Genomic DNA, 19,852 nt, shown 5'->3' with positions numbered 1-19,852 from the left:
TTATGAACCAGATGACGTCACGCGCCACACCGTATTGCCGACATCGTCCGCTATGAGCAGTGCGCCGGACTTGTCGATCGCCACACCAACCGGCCGCCCTCTCGCTTCGCCCTTCTCGTTCAGAAAACCCGTGACGACGTCCTGCGCCACTCCATTTGGGTGACCGCCGCTGAACGGCACGAAGACAACCTTGTAGCCATTGAAGCGAGCGCGGTCCCAACTGCCGTGCTCGCCGATGAAGGCGCCCCCGCGATAGGATTGCGGCAGGCTGGTCCCGGTGTAGAAAGCCAGTCCAAGCGGCGCGACATGGGAACTCAACGCGTAGTCGGGCGGAATTGCCTTTGCAACCAGATCCGGCCGCTGCGGCATGACGCGCGGGTCGACATGTTGTCCGTAATAGCTGTAGGGCCAGCCATAGAACGCACCATCCTTCACCGATGTCAGGTAATCCGGAACCAGATTCGGGCCGAGTTCGTCCCGTTCGTTGATGACCGCCCAGAGCGCTCCGCTCTCAGGCTCAAGCGACAGACCATTGGGATTGCGCAGTCCGCTGGCGAAGATACGCGAACGTCCCGTCGCCCGGTCGACTTCCCAGATCGCGGCGCGATCCTTCTCGGCCTGGATGCCGTTTTCGGTGATGTTGCTGTTCGAACCGACGCCGACATAAAGCAGCGAGCCGTCGTGGCTGGCGACCAGGCTTTTCGTCCAATGGTGATCGATCGGTCCGCCCGGCAACTCCGTCACTACCGTCCCCGGCGCTGTGATCTTGGTGTCGCCCGGCTGATAGGGATAACGCAAGATCGCGTCGGTGTCGGCGACGTAGAGATCGTTGCCCACCAGCGCCACGCCGAATGGCGAGTTCAGATGGTCGAGGAATACGCCCTGATACTCCGGCACGCCGTCGCCATTGGCGTCGCGCAATAAGGTGATGCGATTGCTCGGACCGCTGTCGCCGCCCGAGGTCGTTATCGATTCGATCCAGCCCATCACCAGATCCTTTGGCCGTTTGATCGATGGCGCGGGCGGCGCCTTGGATTCCACGACCAGAATGTCGCCATTGGGCAGCACATAAAGCGAGCGCGGGTGCTGAAGCCCCTTGGCCAGCGCCTTGATCTGCAAGCCTTGGGCTACGGTTGGTTTCTCGTCGTTCTTCCATCCCACCACGGAGGCAAGATGCATCGGCGGGAACAGATACTGGTTTATGTCAGGCAGTTTCGGGTTCGCACCGATCTGCGTGCTCGGGTCGGTGTTGTCGTCGCTGCAGCCGGCGACACCGAAGGCAGTGGCGCACAGAAGCGCCACCGTCGTCAATCTGAAGGTTCGATCAAAGTGTCTCATCGGCCACTCCTACGTGATGGCGATAGACCAGGGCCCAGCCGAGCCAGCCTGTAACAATCAGGATAAGTACGACCAGTGTCGACAGGATCAGCCCTGTTGGCACGACCGAGGTCCAGGCGTCGCGCGTGTGCACGAGCATGTTGAAGAACGCCAGGATGAGTGCGACGAGATTGCCGGCCATGTGCAGCCAGGCGACCGGTTGTGCCCGTATCTCGCCCTCGCCGATGAAATCGACGAGGCCTGCAATGCCCGCCAGAATGCCGACAATGACACCGACGGTGACAAGCCAGGCCGAGAAGTCGGCCCACATCATCTCTGCCGTCCGCCAGTAGGTTATGTCCGTGAGAAAGGTTCCGACGAAGCAGGCTATCGGAATCGTGACCAGCATTGGATGAATTGGATGGCCGGAAATTCTGGCCGTCGATCTCGGGTTTTCCCTGTCCATTTTGGAATTCCTTCCCACCAGCTGGTGCTCGGAAAACAACCAGACGATTGTGAGAAAGTTCCCCTGGGATTTGCCCAGTCACTGGAAGGTGAATGAGGCCACTGGAAGGTGAAAAGAGGCCTTGCCGGATCAACGGCTAGGCTCCTACCCAGTTGGTGGCCTCTTTGAATCGCGCCTGCGTCTGGCTACATATTGCTCGCCGGTCGGGATGGTGGCCGTGGGCGGTAGGATGGCACTTGGCGTGGCTTTACCGGGACATCGGAGAGCGAGTTTCGGATCGGTCTGACAGGTTTTGGTGAAGCAGCAACACGCCGGCGCAACATAGCGGCCGACAATCTCTCAAGCAGTTCTCTAACTTCCATCGGACTCATCTCCTCCCGAGAGAGCCGCCCGCCAGATGTTACTTATCACTTGAAACCGACGCCCGCATTTAATTTTGACATATCGGGCCGTCGGCCGCGTCGCCGGCGTTTCGTCGCTTGCGACAGGGCGAGCGCATCCGTTTCCCGGGCACGCCGCTGCGTTGCGACCATTTGACTTGTTGGAGACTGATGGGGTCAAAAACTTGTGACAGCCAGCGTCGCGCCGGAACCATCCCTATGACGCGCCGTTAGCTCACACGCGCGTTTCAGCAAATTCGGCGAGGGGATGCCGCAGGTCTTTTCCAAGAGCGCCAATGGTGTCGCCCGCTTCGTGATTTGGGCCATATGCGCAGCGTTGCTTCTAGCCATCGTGATCGGCATCGCCATGCCGCGCTCAGGTTTCGTGACCGGTGTGGGCCAGGCCGTGGCTCAACCCATCCCGTTCAGCCACAAGCATCATGTCGGCCAACTCGGACTCGACTGCCGGTACTGTCACAATGACGTCGAGACCTCGTCATCGGCCGGGCTGCCGGCCACCGAAGTCTGCATGACGTGCCATTCGCAGCTGTTCACCAACGCCGATATGCTGGCGCCGGTGCGGGCGAGCCTGGCATCAGGGCATCCGCTCGAATGGAAGCGCGTCAACAGCGTTCCCGACTTCGTTTACTTCAATCATTCGATTCACATCGCCAAGGGCGTCGCCTGCGAGACATGCCATGGCGAGGTCGACGATATGCCGCTGACCGCGCGGGCGCATTCGCTGAGCATGGGCTGGTGCCTCGATTGCCATCGCGATCCCCAGCCTAATCTGCGGCCACCGCAGGACGTGTTCCTGATGCATTGGAAACCGCCTGACGACATCGCGCAGATCAGGCGCTCACTGATCAGCGTGCTCGACATCCACCCCGAAACGATGACGGATTGCTATGTCTGCCATCGCTGATATCAGGCCAATTCCGATCGCCGGGATCGCCGCCTTGCGCGAGCAACTTTCGAACGGCCATGACGTGTGGCGGAGCCTCGACGAGATTGCCCGCACAGCTGAATTCCTGCGCTTCGTCGAAGCCGAATTCCCGGCATTGGCCGACCGCCCCCCAAGCCGCATCGACCGGCGCACGATGCTGAAAGTGATGGGCGCTTCGCTGTCGCTTGCCGGGCTTACCGCCTGCAGCGAGGCGCGGAGCATCGTTCCCTATGTGCGTCAGCCTGAAAATGTCGTTCCCGGCAAGCCACGCTATTATGCAACGACGCTTTCAAGCGACGGCTTCGGCATCGGCGCCGTCGTGGAAAGCCATGAGGGACGCCCGACCAAGGTCGAGGGAAATCCCGACCACCCAGCCTCGCGCGGTGCCACCGATGCCATCATGCAGGCGGCTGTGCTCACCCTGTTTGATCCCGACCGCTCCCGCACGCCGCTGAAAGATGGCGAGCCGGCGGCCTACGGCGACTTCCTCAGGGATATGGCGGCGCTCGCTTCCAGGCTGGCTGGGTCGGGCGGCCTGGGCGCGGCCCTGCTGATGGAAGCAACGACATCGCCGACAGCGAAGGTCCAGGTCGAAGCCCTGCGGGCACAATATCCGCGGTTGAAGATCTTCCGTCACGATCCACTTGCAACGACTGCTGGCGCGCAGGCATCGATGGCACTGTTCGGTAAAGCGTTGATGCCCGTCTACCGTTTCGACCGCGCGGAGACGATCTTCAGCCTCGACGCGGATTTCCTCGGGGAGGGGCCTGGCCGGCTTGCCTATGCGCGCGATTTCGCCGCGCGGCGGCGGGTGCGCGCGCCAAACGACAGCATGAGCCGGCTCTATGCGGTGGAATCGACGCCGACCATCACAGGAGCGGTCGCCGACCATCGTCTCGCAATGCGGCCGAGCGAAATCGAGGCTGTTGCAGCTGCACTGGATGCTGTGCTGGGCGATCAAGCGAATTCGACGCCTTCTATTGTCGATCCTGCATGGATGGCGGCGCTGACGCAGGATTTGCAGGGGGCGGGCGCCAAGGCGCTGGTCGTGCCCGGCGCGCATCAAAGCGCCTTCGCGCATGCCTGCGCTCTTGCAGCCAATGCAAAGCTTGGCTCCCTCGGCAACACGGTGGAATTCATCGAGTCGCCGGATGAGGTTCGCTCCGACGGCGATCTGGCAGCACTCCGCAGCGCGATCGCCGACCACTCGATCGATACGGTGGTGGTGCTCGGCGCAAACCCGTTGCACACCGCGCCGTCCGATCTCGACGTCCATCAATTGTTCTCCGAATTGAAGCTGCTCATCCACTTCGGCCTTTACAGGGACGAAACGGCACTTCATGCCCACTGGCATGTGCCGGCCGCGCATGAGCTGGAAAGCTGGAGCGACAGTCGTGCCTATGATGGCGTCGCCTCGATCGTGCAGCCGCTTATCGAGCCGCTTTTCGGCGGCAAGACCATTCACGAGATTCTCGCTGCTCTCAGTGGCCGCTTCGATGCCGATGCGCTGGCGCTGGTCCGCCAGACCTGGAAAGCCCTCGACGACACCGCCTGGCGCAAGGCCCTGCGCGACGGCCTTGTGCCGGACAGCGCGTTCAAGCCAGTGCCGGTCACAATGGCGCCGGATCTGGGCGGGTTGCAGCACCACCCGGTGACCGCGAACGGCTTCGATATCCGTTTCGTTGCCGATCCATGGCTTCGCGACGGGCGTTACGCCAATGCCTCATGGCTGCAGGAACTACCGCGCCCGCTGACCAAGCTCGTCTGGGGCAATGCCGCCTTGATCTCGCCTGCGAGCGCCGAACGGCTGAAGCTCGAGAACGGTGGGATCATAAACATCGCACGAGGTAGCGCGAACATCGATGCGCCGATCTGGATCACGCCGGGGCATCCGGATGACACGGTGACGCTTTCCCTGGGCTTCGGCCGCAAGGTCGGTTCGGTGGCAGCGCTGGCTCACGGCTACGATGCATTTCAGTTGCGCACGAGCTTTGCGGAATGGGTCGCCACCGGCGCCACGGTAACTCCGCGCGAGAGCAAGGCGGAGCTTATCACCACACAGCACCACCAGGCGATGGAAGGCCGCGCCATCGTCCGGCACGCTTCGCTCGACGGTTTCCGCGAGAACCCGGGCTTTGTCCGTGACGGCGTTCCGCGCGCGCCGACGGAGTCGCTCTACCCCGACTGGAACTATGACGAAGAAGCCTGGGCCATGGCGATCGACCTGTCGGCCTGCATCGGCTGCATGGCCTGCGTATCCGCCTGCCAGTCCGAGAACAACATCGCGACTGTTGGTCCTGACGAATGCGCGCGCGGCCACGAGATGCACTGGCTGCGGATCGATCGTTACTATTCCGGCCCGGTCGATGCGCCTGATGTGTTCTTCCAGCCGGTGCCCTGTATGCATTGCGAGAAAGCGCCGTGCGAGGTGGTCTGTCCAGTCAACGCGACCGTGCACACCCATGACGGCTTGAACGCGCAGATCTACAACAGGTGCATCGGCACGCGCTATTGTTCGCAGAATTGTCCGTACAAGGTGCGGCGCTTCAACTTCCTCGATCATCAATCCTTCGACAAGGACGAGGCCGGCCCCGAGCAGGCCGTGCACAATCCGAATGTCAGCGTGCGCTCGCGCGGCGTGATGGAAAAATGCACCTATTGCGTCCAGCGGATCAGCGCCAGGCGCATCCAGGCACAGATCGAAAACCGCGACATTGCCGATGGCGAGGTCGTGACGGCCTGCCAGCAGGCCTGCCCGACACGAGCCATAACCTTCGGCGACCAGAACAAGAAGGCCTCCAAGGTCGTCCAGGAGAAGAGCGCGCCGCATAATTATGCGCTGCTCGAAGAGCTCAACACCAGACCGCGCACCACCTATCTCGGCAAGATCAGGAACAGCAACCCCAAGCTTGTTCAGCCGGGCGAGAAGGCCGATGGCTGAGGTGGCCGCCAGGAGCACGGCCGTGCTGCGCGGCCGTCATGATTTTCCCGAAATCAGCGGGCGCATCGGCGCGATCGTGCTGGATGGCCGGCTGCCGCGCCATTTCTGGACAGCGTTCTTCTTCTGCTTTCTCCTGGTGCTCGTCTTCCTTTACTCCATCACCTACCTGATCTCGGTCGGCGTCGGCGCCTATGGCATCGACATCCCTGTCGCCTGGGGCACGATGATCTCGAATTTCGTCTGGTGGATCGGCATCGGTCATGCCGGCACATTGATTTCGGCCGTGCTGCTGTTGCTGCGCCAGCCATGGCGTGCCTCGATCAACCGCTTCGCCGAGGCAATGACGCTGTTTGCGGTCGCCATGGCCGGTCTTTTTCCGATCCTGCATCTGGGACGGCCTTGGTTCTTCTACTGGCTGCTGCCTTTGCCCAACACGCATATGCATTGGCCGCAGTGGCGAAGTCCGCTGGTGTGGGATTTCGCGGCCATCTCTACCTACGCCATCGTCTCTCTGCTCTTCTGGTACATGGGGCTGCTGCCCGACCTTGCCGTGCTGCGCGACAGGGCGAAGTCGCGCGCCGGGCAGCTCTTCTACGGCATACTGGCGCTTGGCTGGCGCGGCTCCGCCTTCCACTGGGCGCGCTATCAGACGGTCTATTTCCTGATGGCGGCATTGGCCACGCCCCTGGTCGTTTCGGTGCATTCGATCGTCGCGCTTGATTTCACCTTCGCCATCACGCCCGGCTATCACTCGACGATCTTCCCGCCCTATTTCGTCGCCGGCGCCTTGCTGTCCGGTTTCGCCATGGTGCTCACCATCGCCATTCCGCTGCGCTGGGCTTTTTCGGTCGAGGACCTTATCACGCTCAAGCACATGAACAATGCCGGCAAGCTGATGATCGCCGCGGGCATGATCGTCATCTACGGCTACGCGTCGGAAGCCTTCTTCGCCTGGTATTCGGGCGAGCCTTACGAGCGCGCGATGATGTGGCAGCGCGCCTTCGGCCCCTACGCGCCGCTGTTCTGGGTGATGTTGGCCTGCAATTGCGGCGCGCTGCAATTGCTCTGGTTCCGGCGCGTGCGCCTCAACATGCCGCTGCTGTTCGCGATCGCGCTGGTCATCAACATCGGCATGTGGCTCGAGCGCTACATCATCGTCGTCACTGGGCCGAGCCGTGATTATCTACCATCGTCATGGGGCGAGCAGTCGTTGACCTGGCTCGATTTCGGCATCCTGTTCGGTTCGGTCGGCACCTTCTTCGCGCTCGTCTTCCTGTTCATCCGCATTCTCCCTGCCATCACCATCTTCGAGGTCGAGGAACTGGCCGAGGAAAAGGGACAGGCGACATGAGCCTGCACGGCATCATCGGGGTGTTCGCCGATCCCGAAGCGCTGATCGAAGCGGCACGCACGATGCGCGCGCGTGGCTACCGGCGCATGGATGCCTTCTCGCCCTTCCCGGTGCGCGGGCTGGCCGAAATACTCGGCATGCCGAAATCGCGCCTGCCCTGGGTCGTTCTTGGCGGCGGGATTCTGGGCGCGGTTTTGGTCTACGCACTGATCCTCTACTCGGTCGAGATCGACTATCCCGTCAATGTCGGCGGCCGGCCGTTGCATTCCTGGCCGGCCTTCACCGTCATCGCCTTCGAGGCTGCGATACTGGGAGCGGCCCTGGCCGGTTTTGTCGGCATGCTGAGCGCCAACCGGCTGCCGCGATACTACCATCCAGTGTTCAACGCCGGCAGCTTCAGCTATGCGCGCGGTGGCAAGTTCTACCTCTTCATCGAGGTCGCCGACCCGAAATTCCGCAAGGGGGTGACCAAAGGCCAACTGACGCGGCTGGGCGCGCAAAGCGTCGAGGAGGTGGAAGCGTGAAGGCGCGGTTCGCCCTGCTTCTGGCTGCCATGCTCATCGCCGGCTGCCGCCAGGATATGGAAGACCAGCCGCGCTACAATCCGCTCGCGAAAAGTGACCAATTCGCCGACGGCATGTCGGCGCGAATGCCGGCCAAGGGGACGGTCGCGCGCGACGCCGATCTCTCGCCGGTGCCCGATACTTTCCCCTATCCGATCACGATGGCGCTGCTGCAACGCGGGCGGCAGCGTTTCGACATCTTCTGTTCGCCTTGCCATGGCCGCACCGGCGACGGCCACGGCATGATCGTCCAGCGCGGTTTTCCGGCGCCGCCTTCCTATCATCAGGACGCCCTGCGCAAAGCGACCGACAGACACATCTACGATGTCATCACGGACGGCTATGGCGCGATGTATTCTTATGCCGCGCGTGTGGCGCCTGCCGATCGCTGGGCGATCGTCGCCTATGTCAGGGCCTTGCAGTATTCGCGGGACGCGCCCGTTGCCGGGCTTCCCGAAAGCCTGCGCGCCCGGCTCGAGGCGGAGGCGGCGCGATGATGCGGCTTGCCGTCGATCGTTACACAGGGTTCGCGCTGGCCGCCGCGGCAGCAGGATTGCTGTCCTGCGTGGCAGAAGGGGTTGCCGATGTCCGGGCGATGCTGGCTGCCTGGCTCACCACGGCACTTTTCCTGATCGGCTTGCCGCTTGGCGCGCTGACCATATTGATGGTGCACGGGCTGACCGGCGGGCGATGGGGCGAGGCGGTCCGCCAGCCGCTGCGCGCGCTGGTGGCGACACTGCCGCTGGGCCTGCTTTTTCTCCTGCCGGTGCTGTTCCGGCTCGACCTCGTCTTTCCCTGGGCAAGCACCGATGGGGCAGCGCTGTCCGAGACGGTGCGCGAGAAACTGGCCTATCTGAACGTCCCGTTTTTCCTGCTGCGTTTCGTGGTCTGTGCCGCGATCTGGCTTTCGTTGGCGTGGCTCGTGCTCGGCTGGACGGCGGAGGACGAAAGCAGCGATCGTCGGGATGCGGGCAAAGGTTGCGCCGTCGGGCTGATTGTCCATGGTGTGGCGGTTACGGTCTTCGCCATCGACTGGATGCTGTCGCTCGAGCCGGAGTTCACCTCGACCATCTATGCCTTCCTGGAAGCAGCCTCGGAAGTCGTGGGCGCCTTCACCCTTGCCATGATCATGCTTGCGGCAAAGCGCGCCATAGAGATCCTGCCTGGCGGCGAGGAGGACGTTGCACTGAGCGAAGACGTTGCCAACATGGCGTTCGGCTTCATGCTGATGTGGGCCTATCTCGCCTTCATGCAGTGGCTGGTGATCTGGGGCGGCGACCTGCCGGAGGAGATCCACTGGTATGTCATCCGCAGCAGCCATGGCTGGCAGTATCTGCTCTGGCTTCTGATCGCGGGTCAGTTCGCCCTGCCGCTGGCCGCTTTCCTTAGCCGGGATGTAAAGCGCAGCCATGCAGGTCTGCTCAGGCTCGCCGGCATCGTGCTTGCCGGCCACTTCATCGATATTTTCTGGCGGATCCGGCCGGCGCTTTTCAATGGCGGTGCGCAGGAGCTTTGGTGCGATCTGGCAGCGATGGCGGGTGCCGGCGGACTCTGGCTGGCGCTGTTGTTCTTCTTGGCTAAGCGACCCGACGTGATCGCTCTCTGGCGGCTGAGGCCTGCACATGGCTAAGGTCGCCCGCCATCCCGAAAACCGCGATGTCTGGCCGCGCGCGCTGCTCGGCTTTGGTGCCGGGCTGCTGTTGTTTTTGGCCGTAGCTGCAATCGCCATCAGGCTCGTCTTCGACACATCGCCATTTTGGCCGTCGCCTGGCGCTGCGACATTGTCCAATCAGGCAAGTCCGGCTTTGCAGCCGGCGCCGGAAAGCGACCTCGCCGGTTTCCGAGCGCAAGAGGATCGGGAATTGCAGGAACTTGGCTGGGTCGATCGCGCCGCCGGCATTGCCCGCATTCCGATCGACGAGGCGATGTCGGCGCTCGTCAGCCATGGCCTGCCCGATTGGGGTCAGCAGGCGGCAACGACCGGCGGCGGCAATTGCCCATTGCTTGCAGAGGGCGTGCCGCGCACGCCGCAGGCGGATCGCTGCCGTGGATCGGCATCGCACAATGGCGGGGCGGTTCCATGAAGGGTTGGCTCGTCGCGCTGGGTCTGCTCATCGCCATGCCGGCCATCGCGGCCGAGCGCCCGAGCTTTGATCCGCAAATCGGCGCGCAACTCGATCTTGGCCGGACGCTTCGCGATGTGGCCGGGAAACAGCGAACGCTCGGCGAAACGCTCGGCGGGCGCCCCGCGCTGCTTATCTTCGGCTATGACAAATGCCCCAATCTTTGCGGCGTCACCCAACAAGCGGTTGCCTCGGACCTGAAGAAGATATCGCTCAGTCCGGCTAGCTACCGAGCGCTGTTCGTCTCCATCGATGCTGCCGAAACAACCGGCGATGCCGCCGACGTGCAGGCCGCGATCGCGCCTGTAGCTGGCGATGGACTGTCTTCGTGGCGGTTCCTCACCAGTGCTGACGGCGCCGGCGCGGCTCTTGCCGCGCAAGCCGGCATTGCCTTCGACCGACGCGCCGGCATCGACCAGTTCGTCCATCCGATCGCCATCATTGCGTTGACGCCGGCAGGCCGCATAGCGCAGGTGCTGCCGGCGCTGACCTTCACGCCCCGCGATCTCGAACTGGCACTGGTCGAGGCGTCCGCGGGCAAGCTTGGCTCGATCGCCGACCATGTCTTTTTGCTTTGTGCCGGCTTCGACGCGTCGAAAGGTCAATACACGCCGGCGATCTGGGCTGCCCTGAAGGTGGCGGGCATCGCGACGGTTCTTGGGCTCGCAATGACGATCCTGCTGCTGATGCGCGGGAGGCGCGCATGAGCTTCGGCATCCCGTTTTTTCCGCAGCAAGCGTCGTCCGCCGCGGGCAGCGTCGATGTGCTGTTCTATACGTTGCTCGCCTTTGCCATCGCGCTTGGTCTCTCGCTCACCTTTCTCGTGGTCGGCTATGCCGTCAAATACCGCGTCGGTTCGCCTGCCGATCGTACCGGGGAGCGAGCGCGCAGCCTGCCACTGGAATTGACCTGGACCGTCGCCAGCCTGGTCATCGCCTTCATCTTTTTCGGCTGGGGCGCCGTGCTGTTTGTCCGCCGCGACCATCCGCCGCCGAATGCCATCGAGATCGCCGGTCTCGGCAAGCAATGGATGTGGGAGTTTCGCCATCCTGGCGGCCAGCGCGAGATCAACGAATTGCACGTGCCGGTCGGCAGAGCCGTGGTGGTGTCCCTGGCATCGCAGGATGTCATCCACTCGTTTTTTGTTCCCGCCTTCAGGGTCAAGCAGGACGCCGTGCCGGGGCGCACCACCCATGTCTGGTTCATCGCCACGGAACTAGGCCGTTACCATCTGTTCTGCGCCCAATATTGCGGCACGCAGCACTCCGAGATGGGCGGCTGGGTGACCGCGATGGCGCCGGAGCAGTATGCCTCCTGGCTGGAGAACCAAGGCGAGGGGGAAACGCTGGCAGCGAGCGGCGAAAAGCTGTTCCGGGCGCTTGGCTGTTCGGGCTGCCACGGCAATTCGAGCAAGGTCAGGGCGCCTTCGCTAGCGGGTATTTTCGGCCGGCCCGTGGCGTTGGCCAACCAGCAGACGGTGATCGCCGACGAACGCTATCTGCGCGATTCCATCCTTGTCCCCAACAAGGAGATCGCCGCCGGCTATGAACCGGTGATGCCGAGTTTCGACGGGTTGGTCGACGAAGGGGAACTGCAGATGCTGCTCGCCTATCTCAAGTCGCTTTCACCTCGGGAGCGGGTAAAAAACGAGGCAGTACGATGAGCGTTTCCGCAGCGGCCGCAAGCTATCTGGGCGAAGGCAGTGGCCCGCGCGCCTGGTTGCTGACGACGGACCACAAGCGGGTGGCCTGGCTCTACTTCGTTTCGCTGACCGCTTTCTTCTTCCTTGGCGGCGCCTTCGCCGTCCTGATCCGCATCGAACTTGCGACGCCGGCCGGCGATCTCGTCTCCGATGATGTCTACAACAGGCTGTTTTCGTTGCACGGCATCATCATGGTCTGGTTCTTCCTGGTGCCGTCGATCCCGGCGACGCTCGGCAATTTCCTGCTGCCGCTGATGATCGGCGCGCGCGATCTTGCCTTCCCGCGCCTCAACCTTGCCAGCTGGTATGTGTTCATTTTTGGCAGCTTCTTCGCCCTGTTCTCCGTCGTTGCCGGCGGCGTCGACACTGGCTGGACCTTCTACACGCCGCTGTCGACGCTCTATGCCAACGGGTTCGTCTCGTCCGCCGCCCTTGGCGTCTTCATCGTCGGGTTTTCGACGATCATGACCGGCATCAATTTCATCGTCACCGTGCACACACTGCGCGCGCCGGGCCTCACCTGGTTCCGGCTGCCGATCTTCGTCTGGACGATGTATGCGACGGCCCTGGTGATGGTGCTGGCGACGCCGGTCCTTGCCGCGTCGCTGATCCTGATCGTTCTGGAGCGCGTCTTCGGCATCGGCATCTTCAACCCCAGGCTTGGTGGCGATCCGCTGCTGTTTCAGCACCTGTTCTGGTTCTACTCGCATCCGGCGGTCTACATCATGATCCTGCCCGGCATGGGTGTCGTGTCGGAAGTGTTGCCCTGCTTCAGCCGCCGGCCGCTGTTCGGCTACAAGGCGGTCGCCCTGTCCTCGATGGCGATTGCCGTCTTCGGCTTCCTGGTCTGGGGCCATCATATGTTCGTCAGCGGGCAATCGGCCTATGCCGGCGTGGTGTTTTCGTTCCTGTCCTTCTGCGTCGCCATCCCTTCCGCGATCAAGGTTTTCAACTGGAGCCTGACATTGCGCAAGGGTGAGATCAGCTTCGAGACCTCGATGCTCTATGCGCTGTTTTTCCTGGCGCTGTTCACTTTCGGCGGCCTGGCCGGCCTGTTTCTGGCGGCTCTCGCCATCGATGTGCACGTGCACGACACCTACTTCGTCGTCGCCCATTTCCACTACATCATGGTCGGCGGCATGGTGACCGCCTATATGGCCGGCCTGCATTTCTGGTGGCCGAAGCTCACTGGCCGCATGTATTCAGAGACCTGGGGACGCATCGCGGCGACAGTCACGTTTCTCGGCTTCAACCTCACCTTCTTCCCGCAATACATGCTGGGTTTCCTCGGCATGCCGCGGCGCTACCACATCTACCCGCCGGAGTTCCAATTCTGGCACGTGCTGTCGTCGGCGGGCGCCGTAGTGCTGGCTATCGGCTATCTCTTGCCTCTGTTCTATCTCACCTGGTCGCTGTTCCGCGGCGCGCGGGCCCCGGACAATCCATGGCAGGCGACCGGCTTGGAGTGGCAGACGAGTTCGCCGCCGCCGCCGCACAATTTCGAGACGATGCCGGTGGTGACGCGGCCGGCTTACGCCTACGACATGAAGGGGCTGGAGCACGAACGCTTCAGCCCGCATCTGGAGGCGGGCCAGTGAGTAGTCAGACGCAGAGCATCGCCTTCGACAATGCATCTCGCGAGAAGGCAGCCGACACCTTGGCCATGTGGCTGTTCATCGGCTCCGAGGCGATGCTCTTCGGTGCCATTTTCCTGGTTTTTCTCATCGCGCATATAAATTATGGCGCCCCCTTCGCTGCGGCGTCCAAACGTCTGTCATTGCCGCTTGGCACGTTGAACACAGCCATATTGATCACCAGCAGCTTTACCATGGCGTTGGCGCATATGTATTCGGCGGGCGGTCGCTGGCGTGCGGCAATCTGGTCGCTGGCGGCGACCTCTCTGCTCGGACTTGGTTTCCTGGCCGTCAAGGCGGTCGAATACAGCAAGGAGTTCAGCGAGGGGCTGGCGCCCGTTCTCGGCGCGCCGTTCAGCTATAACGGACCGGATCCCGTTCACGCCGAATTCTTCTTCGGCCTCTATTTTGCGATGACCTTCCTGCATGCCCTGCATCTGATTGCGGGCATTCTCGCTATCGCCGGGGTGCTTGCGTTGTGGTCTCATGCCAATCCAGCCGGCAGGGCTCGCCGGATCCAAGCCGTCGGTCTTTACTGGCATTTCGTCGACATCGTCTGGGTCTTCCTGTTTCCGATCCTCTATCTGATCAACCGGGGATGACGGAACGATGGGCGAACTACGAAAACTTTCCTTCGCTTATGGCGGACTTCTGACCCTGCTGGGACTGACCGTCGGTTCGTCCTTTCTCGATCTCGGCGGGTTCAATTCTGCTATCAACCTCGCGATAGCAGCCGCCAAGACAGCGGTGATCGCGCTGCTGTTCATGCATTTGACAAGCAAAGGTCTTCCGAGGCTCGTCGTCGCGGCTGTCGGGCTGTGGCTGGTAATTCTGTTCGGGCTGACTTTGGTCGGGCAATAGGCGCGAGTATGAGCCGGGACCATATCGGCGGCAACTTCACGCCATCCCGTGCGTTGGGGCTGGAAACGCAGGGATTTGCCCGATGTCACTTACCGCCTTTGCTCTCAACTGCACTTTGAAAAACTCTGGCGACACCGAGAAATCATCGACCGACCGGTTACTGGGGGATTTGCTGGCGGCGATGGTACCGCACGGCGTGGAGGGCGAGATCGTCCGCGCGCTCGATCATGACATCAAGCCGGGTGTGCTGTCGGACATGGGCAAGGATGACGACTGGCCAAAACTACGCAAGAAGATCATCGACGCCGATATCTTCATTCTTGGCCTGCCGATTTGGCTCGGCCAGCCGTCGAGCGTCGCCAAGCGCGTTCTCGAACGCATGGACGCATTTCTGTCCGAGACCGACAACAGAAGCCGGATGCCGGCAGCCGGCAAGGTGGCGCTGGTTGCGATCGTCGGCAACGAGGATGGCGCACATGCTTGCCATGCTGTTTGTTTCCAGGCGCTGAACGATGTCGGTTTCACGGTCCCCGCCAATGGCGGCATCTATTGGGTTGGTGAAGCGATGGGCGACATCAACTATGTCGACCTGCCGGGCACGCCGGAGGCCGTCGTCGAGATGATCGAGATGGCCGCGTCGAACGCGGCCCATCTGGCCAAGCTGCTCAAGGCCGAAAATTATCCGGGAGTGGCGGGCTGAACTCGCCCCGCTCGCGGCGAAAGCCGTCCGCAGCGGAAATGGCGGCGCGGCCAGACAAACAGCTCTGGCCGGCCTTGCCCTTCATTCCTCGTCGAACCGCCCTTCCTGGTCACGTCCGATCGCGCGTTCCTCGTCGTCGTCCGGCAAGGCTTCATCGCTGTTCTGGTAGGCGTTGTCGTCGTCTTCCTCCGGCAACTCGCCGTCCTTCTCGATGTCGGACGGCTCGTCATCATCGTCCGACACGCTGTCGGGAAGAATCTTTGCGCCTTTAATGGCATCCCAGTCCTGTTGCGCGATTGACGGAGCGTCGGTCTGGTCCGTTTCGGCTCGTTTGTCGCGAGGGGCCATCTTCATCCTCCAATCCTGCGCCTTTCGGTGCTTGCCCCGGCGCCTTGCGCCGGGGCAAAATCAGGCATCACGCGGCTTGCTGCAACGCACGCTCATTGACGCCGCCCTCGCCAAGTTCGGTCAAGGCTTCGTCGGTCGCCACCTCCTCTTCCAACGTCTGGTTGAGGAGCTGGACGATATCCTTCTTGCCGAGCTGCTCGGCCCAGGCGATCAGCGTGCCATAGCGGGCGATCTCATAGTGCTCCACGGCCTGTGCGGCGCCCACGAGGCCGGCGTCAAGCGCCGGAGCGCCGCCATAATCCTCGAGGATCTCCGCCCCCTCCTCGAGAATGCCGTCAATGGCCGGGCATGTCTTGCCCCGCGCCGGCTTGTCGAGGAGGTCGAATATCTGCTCGAGACGATCGACCTGGCCCTCGGTTTCCGTCCGGTGCTTTTCGAACGCGGCCGCCACCTCTTCGGCCTCGGCGCCCTTGGCCATTTTCGGCAGCGCTTTCAGTATTTTCTTTTCGGCGTAGTAGATGTCCTTGAGGCCATCGAGGAACAGTGTCTCAAGCCCTTTCGTTTCCGCTTTCGTCGCTCTCTTGGCAGTCGCCATGATTGGTCTCCCATGGATTGTGTTGAGGCCTTCACCTGGCGGGTGAAGTCCTTCGTTAACCTGCGACTGTGCGGGTTGTTCCGGCTCAAATCACAAAGAGACGCAACGGCTGTTAGTCTTCGACGAGAACGCGAGAAGGTCGGGCTGTTTGCTTTCAAACGCCGGGTCGCGTGGCGAATTCTTCGGAGAGAATGCGCAGACCTTCCTCGTATTTGGCGGTCGAGCCGCCCGTTTGGCGGACCTGCCATAGATTGTCGTTGAGGTCCGCCCGTTTGACCGGCAATGCCAATCTGTTCGACGCGGCCCTGCGCACGAAAGCGGCGTCGTCCTCGCCATCCCGTTTCGTCAATGCGTCGACGGCCGAAACAATCGCAGGACTAAAGCCTGCCTCCTCCAGGTGGTGCGGTGTCCAGCCTTCGCCCTTTTCCAGGACATCGTGTAGGTACGCGATGATCTTCTGATCGAGCGTTTCGACCGCATCCGCAACGCGCCTGCAATGTTCGATATACGGCCGCCCGGTCTTGTCGGTCTGCGCCTTGTGCGCTTCCTCGGCGATTTTCGCCGCTCGAAAAAGCATGCTCATCTCTGCCTCCATCAATCGATCTGTTCGAACGTGCACTGCCGCGGGGATTTGTCCGGCCGCCACCGCAACAGCTTGGTTCCATGCCGGAACCGATTGCCGGTGACATGGTCGAACCGGACCTCGACGACAAGTTCCGGCCGCAGCGCCTCCCACTCGCCGCTGCGCTCCGTACTCCAGCGGCTCGGGCCGCCCGGCGCTTTCCCGGTAAAGCCAGGACCGCCGCGCAGCTTTTCGAGCTTTCTGGTGAGCCCGGCCCGGTCGTCCCTGGCGATCGTCGATGTGAAGCCGACATGGTCGAGCTCGCCTTGGTCATTGTAAAGGCCGAGCAGAAGTGAGCCGACCTCGCTGCTGTTGGTCAGATAGCGGAACCCGCCGACCACGCAGTCGGCCGTGCGCAGCCGTTTCACCTTGACCATTGCGCGTTCGCCCGGTCGGTAGGGCTCAGCGCGCGGTTTTGCGACGACGCCGTCAGTCGAGCCCTGGTTGGTTTCTTGCAGCCAACGCGCGGCGACTGTTGCATCGGTGGTGCAGGGCGACAGCCGCAATGCGGCGCGCGCCGCCCCGGCTATGAAGTCTTGGAGGACAGCGCGTCGCTCTGTCAGCGGATGGTCGAGCAAGATCTTGGCGCCCGGCGCGACCAGAATGTCGAACACGATGAACCGGGCAGGGGTTTCCACGCTCAGTTTGCGGATTCGGCTCTCGGCCGGATGCAAGCGCATTTGCAGCGCGTCGAAGGAAGGACGTCCGTCGATTTCGATCGTGATTTCACCATCGACAACGAAATCGTGGGCTTCGATCTCGCCGAGCATCGCCACCAGCTCCGGAAAATACCGGCCAAGCGGCTTTCCCGATTTCGCGCGCAGATCGACGGTCTCCGCGTTTTTAAAAGCAAGGCAGCGAAAGCCATCCCATTTCGGCTCGTATTGCCAAGCGCCGTTATCGCGTGGAAGCGTGTCGGCAGCCTTGGCCTCCATTGGAGGCGTATCCTGAGGCAGGGCAAACAGGTTTTTGACGGCTACTACCATCGCTCTTCCGTGTCGTGGTGCGGCAGATCGATCCCGCAGCAGATCCATCCTAGCCGTTGGCCCGATCCGTAATTGTAATGTGGTGTGAGATCCGAGGGATCATCGAACGTTCCGACATGCAGGGCAATTTCACTCGGCGACGCGTCATAAGCCAATGTGATGGGAGACCCGCAATCGCGGCAAAAACCTCTTTGCGCGATCGGCGATGACCGGCGGTGGAATGGCTTGTCCTTGAGCCACCAAAGGCTGGCCGAGGGCACCCAGCCCAGCACCGCGAAGGCGCTGCCGGTCGCGCGGCGGCACATATCGCAATGGCAGTAATGGACGCGTGGCTGGGATGTGACGCGGTAACGAATGTTGCCGCATAGACATCCCCCACTTCGTTCCGCACCTGTCATTTGGATCCTGCCGTTCCGAGCGTCACTGCAGCTGAACGTCCGACGCAGGATGTGGTTTCGACGAGAGGAACGAGTTCGAACGCATAGCGTTGTCCGGCACCAACCCAAGCTGGAGCGCCGGATTTGAACAGGGTTTTGCTATCGCGCGCAGAGCGACCTGCCGCCAATTTCGTATTGCGCAGGTGGATTGCGGATTTTTTCGAAATCAGTGTGCCTTGATGTCGGCGCCGGGCTTGGCATACGGCCCCTTGGGCGACCGATGTGTCCATCTCTGTGTCGACATGCAGCGGCTGTTCGCGGAACCCTCGCAATGGGCAACGCCGTGGATTTCCCGCGTCCTTCCTCGCATCGTCGAGCTTGTTGAAAGACGAGCTGCCGAGACGATCTTCACCCGTTTCCTGCCGGCCCAAAAACCGGGGCATGGTGTCGGTTCATGGAAACGCTACTATGAACGGTGGGCGTCAATGACGATCGACCACGTCGGCCCCGAAATGATCAAGCTCCTGCCCGAACTGGCGATCCATTCTCCGCCAGCGGTCGTCGTCGACAAGCACGTCTATTCGCCATGGCCGGAGGGCAATCTTCAAGCGCTGCTTTCAAAGCGCCGGATCGATACGCTCGTCGTAACCGGCGGCGAGACGGATGTCTGCGTCCTGGCCACAGTCCTTGGCGCGATCGACATCGGCTATCGCGTCGTGCTGGTAACAGATGCGCTGTGCAGCTCTTCCGATGCGACGCACGATGCGCTCATGACAGTCTATCACCAGAGGTTCGCACAGCAGGTTGAAACCGTCGAGATGGAAACGGTCTTGTCGAGTTGGAGTTGAAACTCCAGGGCCTATGCCGACGCGTCCAGATCGGTCAGGCGATGCCGAGTTGATATTCCCCGTTTTGAATTGCCGGTGACGTCGCTGTCAGGACGACGCCGCGATCTCGGAGGCGAAGTCGCGGTAAGACCGCAGGGAGCGTCCCAGGAGCTTGGTGAGGCGTTCGACGTCGCCCGCATTGGGCACCATGCCTTCGGTGATGAAGCGCTCGGCCATCAGGCGCATATCCAGCGCCATCCAACTCGGCATGAACTGGCGAAAGTTCTGCTCGAAGCCGGCGGTATCGTTACCGGGGAAGGCGATCGTGCGGCCTAGCACTTCGGTCCAGATGGCAGCGACGTCTTCGCCGGTTAGCGTGTCGGGACCGACGACGTTGATACGATCGAGTGGGAGCGGCATGGAGGCCTTTTCCCGGCGGACCAGCTCGATCGCCGCAATCTCGCCGACGTCACGTATATCGACCATCGCCAGGCCCTTGCTGCCGATCGGCATTGGGTAAATGCCGTGGCCGGTGATCACGTCCTTGATGGCGACGTCGTTGTTGATGAAGTAGGCCGGGCGCAGGATCGTGGCGTTGAGGCCCATCTGCTCGATCATCCGCTCAACGCCGAACTTACCCGCGAAGTGGGGCACGTTCGCATAGAGGTCACTATGGATCACCGAGAGGTAGACGATCCGCTCGATGCCGGCTTCACGAGCCACGTTGAGGGCAACCAGCGCCTGTGTGAACTCGTCGGCAACCACGCCGTTGACCAGGAACAGCGTCGAGACGCCGGATATCGCACTGCGCAGCGAATCGACGTCGAGCAGATCGCCCCGCACGACGGTGACGCCCGCTGGGACCTTGGCCTTTGCGGGATCGCGGACAAGTGCTCGCACGTCGGCACCGCGCCCGACGAGTTGTGCGACGACTTGGCTGCCGACATTGCCGGTGGCGCCGATGACGAGGATGGTCATGAGACTTCTCCGTGTTGGGTTTGATTGACGTTCTGAATATGAGTGCTCCACCGCTTGCTGTGCTGGAAGGCCTACTGACTGATGCGGTCACACGTTCCCCGGCGCAGGCAATGTTGCTTCCCGGCCGGGGGCGCC

Annotated in this window: 22 protein-coding genes; 14 read left to right on the top strand and 8 right to left on the bottom strand. The window is 62.2% G+C overall.

All coding sequences use genetic code 11. From position 1 onward, the window contains the following. Both FJW03_RS15860 and FJW03_RS15855 read right to left on the bottom strand, forming a co-directional pair. Nucleotides 1-1,338, bottom strand: coding sequence for a PQQ-dependent sugar dehydrogenase (locus tag FJW03_RS15860; RefSeq protein WP_140764142.1), 1,338 nt, complete (start codon nt 1,336-1,338; stop codon nt 1-3). Continuing rightward, nucleotides 1,325-1,783, bottom strand: coding sequence for a DUF2231 domain-containing protein (locus FJW03_RS15855; protein ID WP_140610362.1), 459 nt, complete (start codon nt 1,781-1,783; stop codon nt 1,325-1,327). The genes FJW03_RS15860 and FJW03_RS15855 overlap by 14 nt, the downstream gene beginning before the upstream one ends. A 648-nt stretch (nt 1,784-2,431) precedes the next feature. Here FJW03_RS15855 and FJW03_RS15850 point away from each other — a divergent pair. From FJW03_RS15850 to FJW03_RS15790, 13 genes are all read left to right on the top strand, one after another. Further along, complete coding sequence (locus tag FJW03_RS15850; RefSeq protein ID WP_140693683.1) at nt 2,432-3,088, top strand: cytochrome c3 family protein; 657 nt, start codon at nt 2,432-2,434, stop codon at nt 3,086-3,088. Then, nucleotides 3,072-6,050, top strand: a complete 2,979-nt coding sequence (locus FJW03_RS15845; RefSeq protein WP_140764140.1) for a TAT-variant-translocated molybdopterin oxidoreductase — start codon at nt 3,072-3,074, stop codon at nt 6,048-6,050. Before FJW03_RS15850 ends, FJW03_RS15845 begins: the two co-directional genes overlap by 17 nt. After that, entirely contained in the window at nt 6,043-7,401 is a 1,359-nt protein-coding gene (gene nrfD / locus FJW03_RS15840) for an NrfD/PsrC family molybdoenzyme membrane anchor subunit (RefSeq protein ID WP_140764137.1), read from the top strand. Before FJW03_RS15845 ends, nrfD begins: the two co-directional genes overlap by 8 nt. Beyond that, on the top strand, nt 7,398-7,925 hold the full coding sequence (locus FJW03_RS15835) for a DUF3341 domain-containing protein (protein ID WP_140610366.1): 528 nt from the start codon (nt 7,398-7,400) through the stop codon (nt 7,923-7,925). Before nrfD ends, FJW03_RS15835 begins: the two co-directional genes overlap by 4 nt. A 29-nt stretch (nt 7,926-7,954) precedes the next feature. After that, complete coding sequence (locus tag FJW03_RS15830; protein ID WP_140610427.1) at nt 7,955-8,461, top strand: c-type cytochrome; 507 nt, start codon at nt 7,955-7,957, stop codon at nt 8,459-8,461. Beyond that, nucleotides 8,458-9,594 (top strand): hypothetical protein, encoded by a 1,137-nt coding sequence (locus FJW03_RS15825; protein WP_140610367.1) that lies wholly within the window; start codon nt 8,458-8,460, stop codon nt 9,592-9,594. The genes FJW03_RS15830 and FJW03_RS15825 overlap by 4 nt, the downstream gene beginning before the upstream one ends. After that, the gene (locus tag FJW03_RS15820) at nt 9,587-10,048 is read left to right on the top strand and encodes a hypothetical protein (RefSeq protein ID WP_140764134.1); all 462 of its coding nucleotides are present in this window, start codon (nt 9,587-9,589) and stop codon (nt 10,046-10,048) included. Before FJW03_RS15825 ends, FJW03_RS15820 begins: the two co-directional genes overlap by 8 nt. Then, the gene (locus tag FJW03_RS15815) at nt 10,045-10,794 is read left to right on the top strand and encodes an SCO family protein (protein WP_140610369.1); all 750 of its coding nucleotides are present in this window, start codon (nt 10,045-10,047) and stop codon (nt 10,792-10,794) included. The genes FJW03_RS15820 and FJW03_RS15815 overlap by 4 nt, the downstream gene beginning before the upstream one ends. After that, entirely contained in the window at nt 10,791-11,750 is a 960-nt protein-coding gene (gene coxB / locus FJW03_RS15810; RefSeq protein WP_140764131.1) for a cytochrome c oxidase subunit II, read from the top strand. Before FJW03_RS15815 ends, coxB begins: the two co-directional genes overlap by 4 nt. Beyond that, nucleotides 11,747-13,387, top strand: coding sequence for a cytochrome c oxidase subunit I (ctaD, locus tag FJW03_RS15805; RefSeq protein WP_140764129.1), 1,641 nt, complete (start codon nt 11,747-11,749; stop codon nt 13,385-13,387). Before coxB ends, ctaD begins: the two co-directional genes overlap by 4 nt. Further along, complete coding sequence (locus FJW03_RS15800) at nt 13,384-14,025, top strand: cytochrome c oxidase subunit 3 (RefSeq protein ID WP_140764126.1); 642 nt, start codon at nt 13,384-13,386, stop codon at nt 14,023-14,025. Before ctaD ends, FJW03_RS15800 begins: the two co-directional genes overlap by 4 nt. A 7-nt stretch (nt 14,026-14,032) precedes the next feature. Continuing rightward, complete coding sequence (locus tag FJW03_RS15795; RefSeq protein WP_140610373.1) at nt 14,033-14,284, top strand: cytochrome C oxidase subunit IV family protein; 252 nt, start codon at nt 14,033-14,035, stop codon at nt 14,282-14,284. A gap of 82 nt (nt 14,285-14,366) precedes the next feature. Beyond that, on the top strand, nt 14,367-14,984 hold the full coding sequence (locus tag FJW03_RS15790) for a flavodoxin family protein (RefSeq protein ID WP_140764124.1): 618 nt from the start codon (nt 14,367-14,369) through the stop codon (nt 14,982-14,984). Nucleotides 14,985-15,065: 81 nt separating this feature from the next. Here the strand turns inward: FJW03_RS15790 and FJW03_RS15785 are convergent, their stop codons facing one another. The 5 genes from FJW03_RS15785 to FJW03_RS30390 form a co-directional block, all read right to left on the bottom strand. Next, nucleotides 15,066-15,332, bottom strand: a complete 267-nt coding sequence (locus tag FJW03_RS15785; protein WP_226890365.1) for a hypothetical protein — start codon at nt 15,330-15,332, stop codon at nt 15,066-15,068. A 67-nt stretch (nt 15,333-15,399) separates the two neighbouring features. Next, on the bottom strand, nt 15,400-15,927 hold the full coding sequence (locus FJW03_RS15780) for a ferritin-like domain-containing protein (RefSeq protein ID WP_140693710.1): 528 nt from the start codon (nt 15,925-15,927) through the stop codon (nt 15,400-15,402). A gap of 154 nt (nt 15,928-16,081) precedes the next feature. Further along, nucleotides 16,082-16,510 (bottom strand): HD domain-containing protein, encoded by a 429-nt coding sequence (locus FJW03_RS15775; protein WP_140610429.1) that lies wholly within the window; start codon nt 16,508-16,510, stop codon nt 16,082-16,084. An 11-nt stretch (nt 16,511-16,521) separates the two neighbouring features. Next, nucleotides 16,522-17,535: an ATP-dependent DNA ligase gene (locus FJW03_RS15770; protein WP_140764274.1), complete on the bottom strand. Its 1,014-nt coding sequence runs from the start codon at nt 17,533-17,535 to the stop codon at nt 16,522-16,524. Next, a complete protein-coding gene (locus tag FJW03_RS30390; protein WP_140610376.1) occupies nt 17,529-17,933 on the bottom strand; it encodes a GFA family protein in 405 nt (134 codons plus the stop codon). The genes FJW03_RS15770 and FJW03_RS30390 overlap by 7 nt, the downstream gene beginning before the upstream one ends. Before the next feature lie 218 nt (nt 17,934-18,151). On the opposite strand from FJW03_RS30390, the gene FJW03_RS15760 reads away from it, so the two are divergent. Continuing rightward, nucleotides 18,152-18,760: a cysteine hydrolase family protein gene (locus FJW03_RS15760; RefSeq protein WP_140764271.1), complete on the top strand. Its 609-nt coding sequence runs from the start codon at nt 18,152-18,154 to the stop codon at nt 18,758-18,760. 87 nt (nt 18,761-18,847) lie between these two features. Here FJW03_RS15760 and FJW03_RS15755 read toward each other — a convergent pair whose 3' ends face one another. Continuing rightward, nucleotides 18,848-19,717, bottom strand: a complete 870-nt coding sequence (locus tag FJW03_RS15755; RefSeq protein ID WP_140610377.1) for an SDR family oxidoreductase — start codon at nt 19,715-19,717, stop codon at nt 18,848-18,850. Nucleotides 19,718-19,852 lie beyond the last annotated feature (135 nt).

The sequence above is a fragment of the Mesorhizobium sp. B4-1-4 genome (genome assembly GCF_006439395.2).
Taxonomy (GTDB): Bacteria; Pseudomonadota; Alphaproteobacteria; order Rhizobiales; family Rhizobiaceae; genus Mesorhizobium.
Note: the sequence above shows the minus strand (reverse complement) of the source record. Positions and strands in the feature narration are given on the sequence as shown.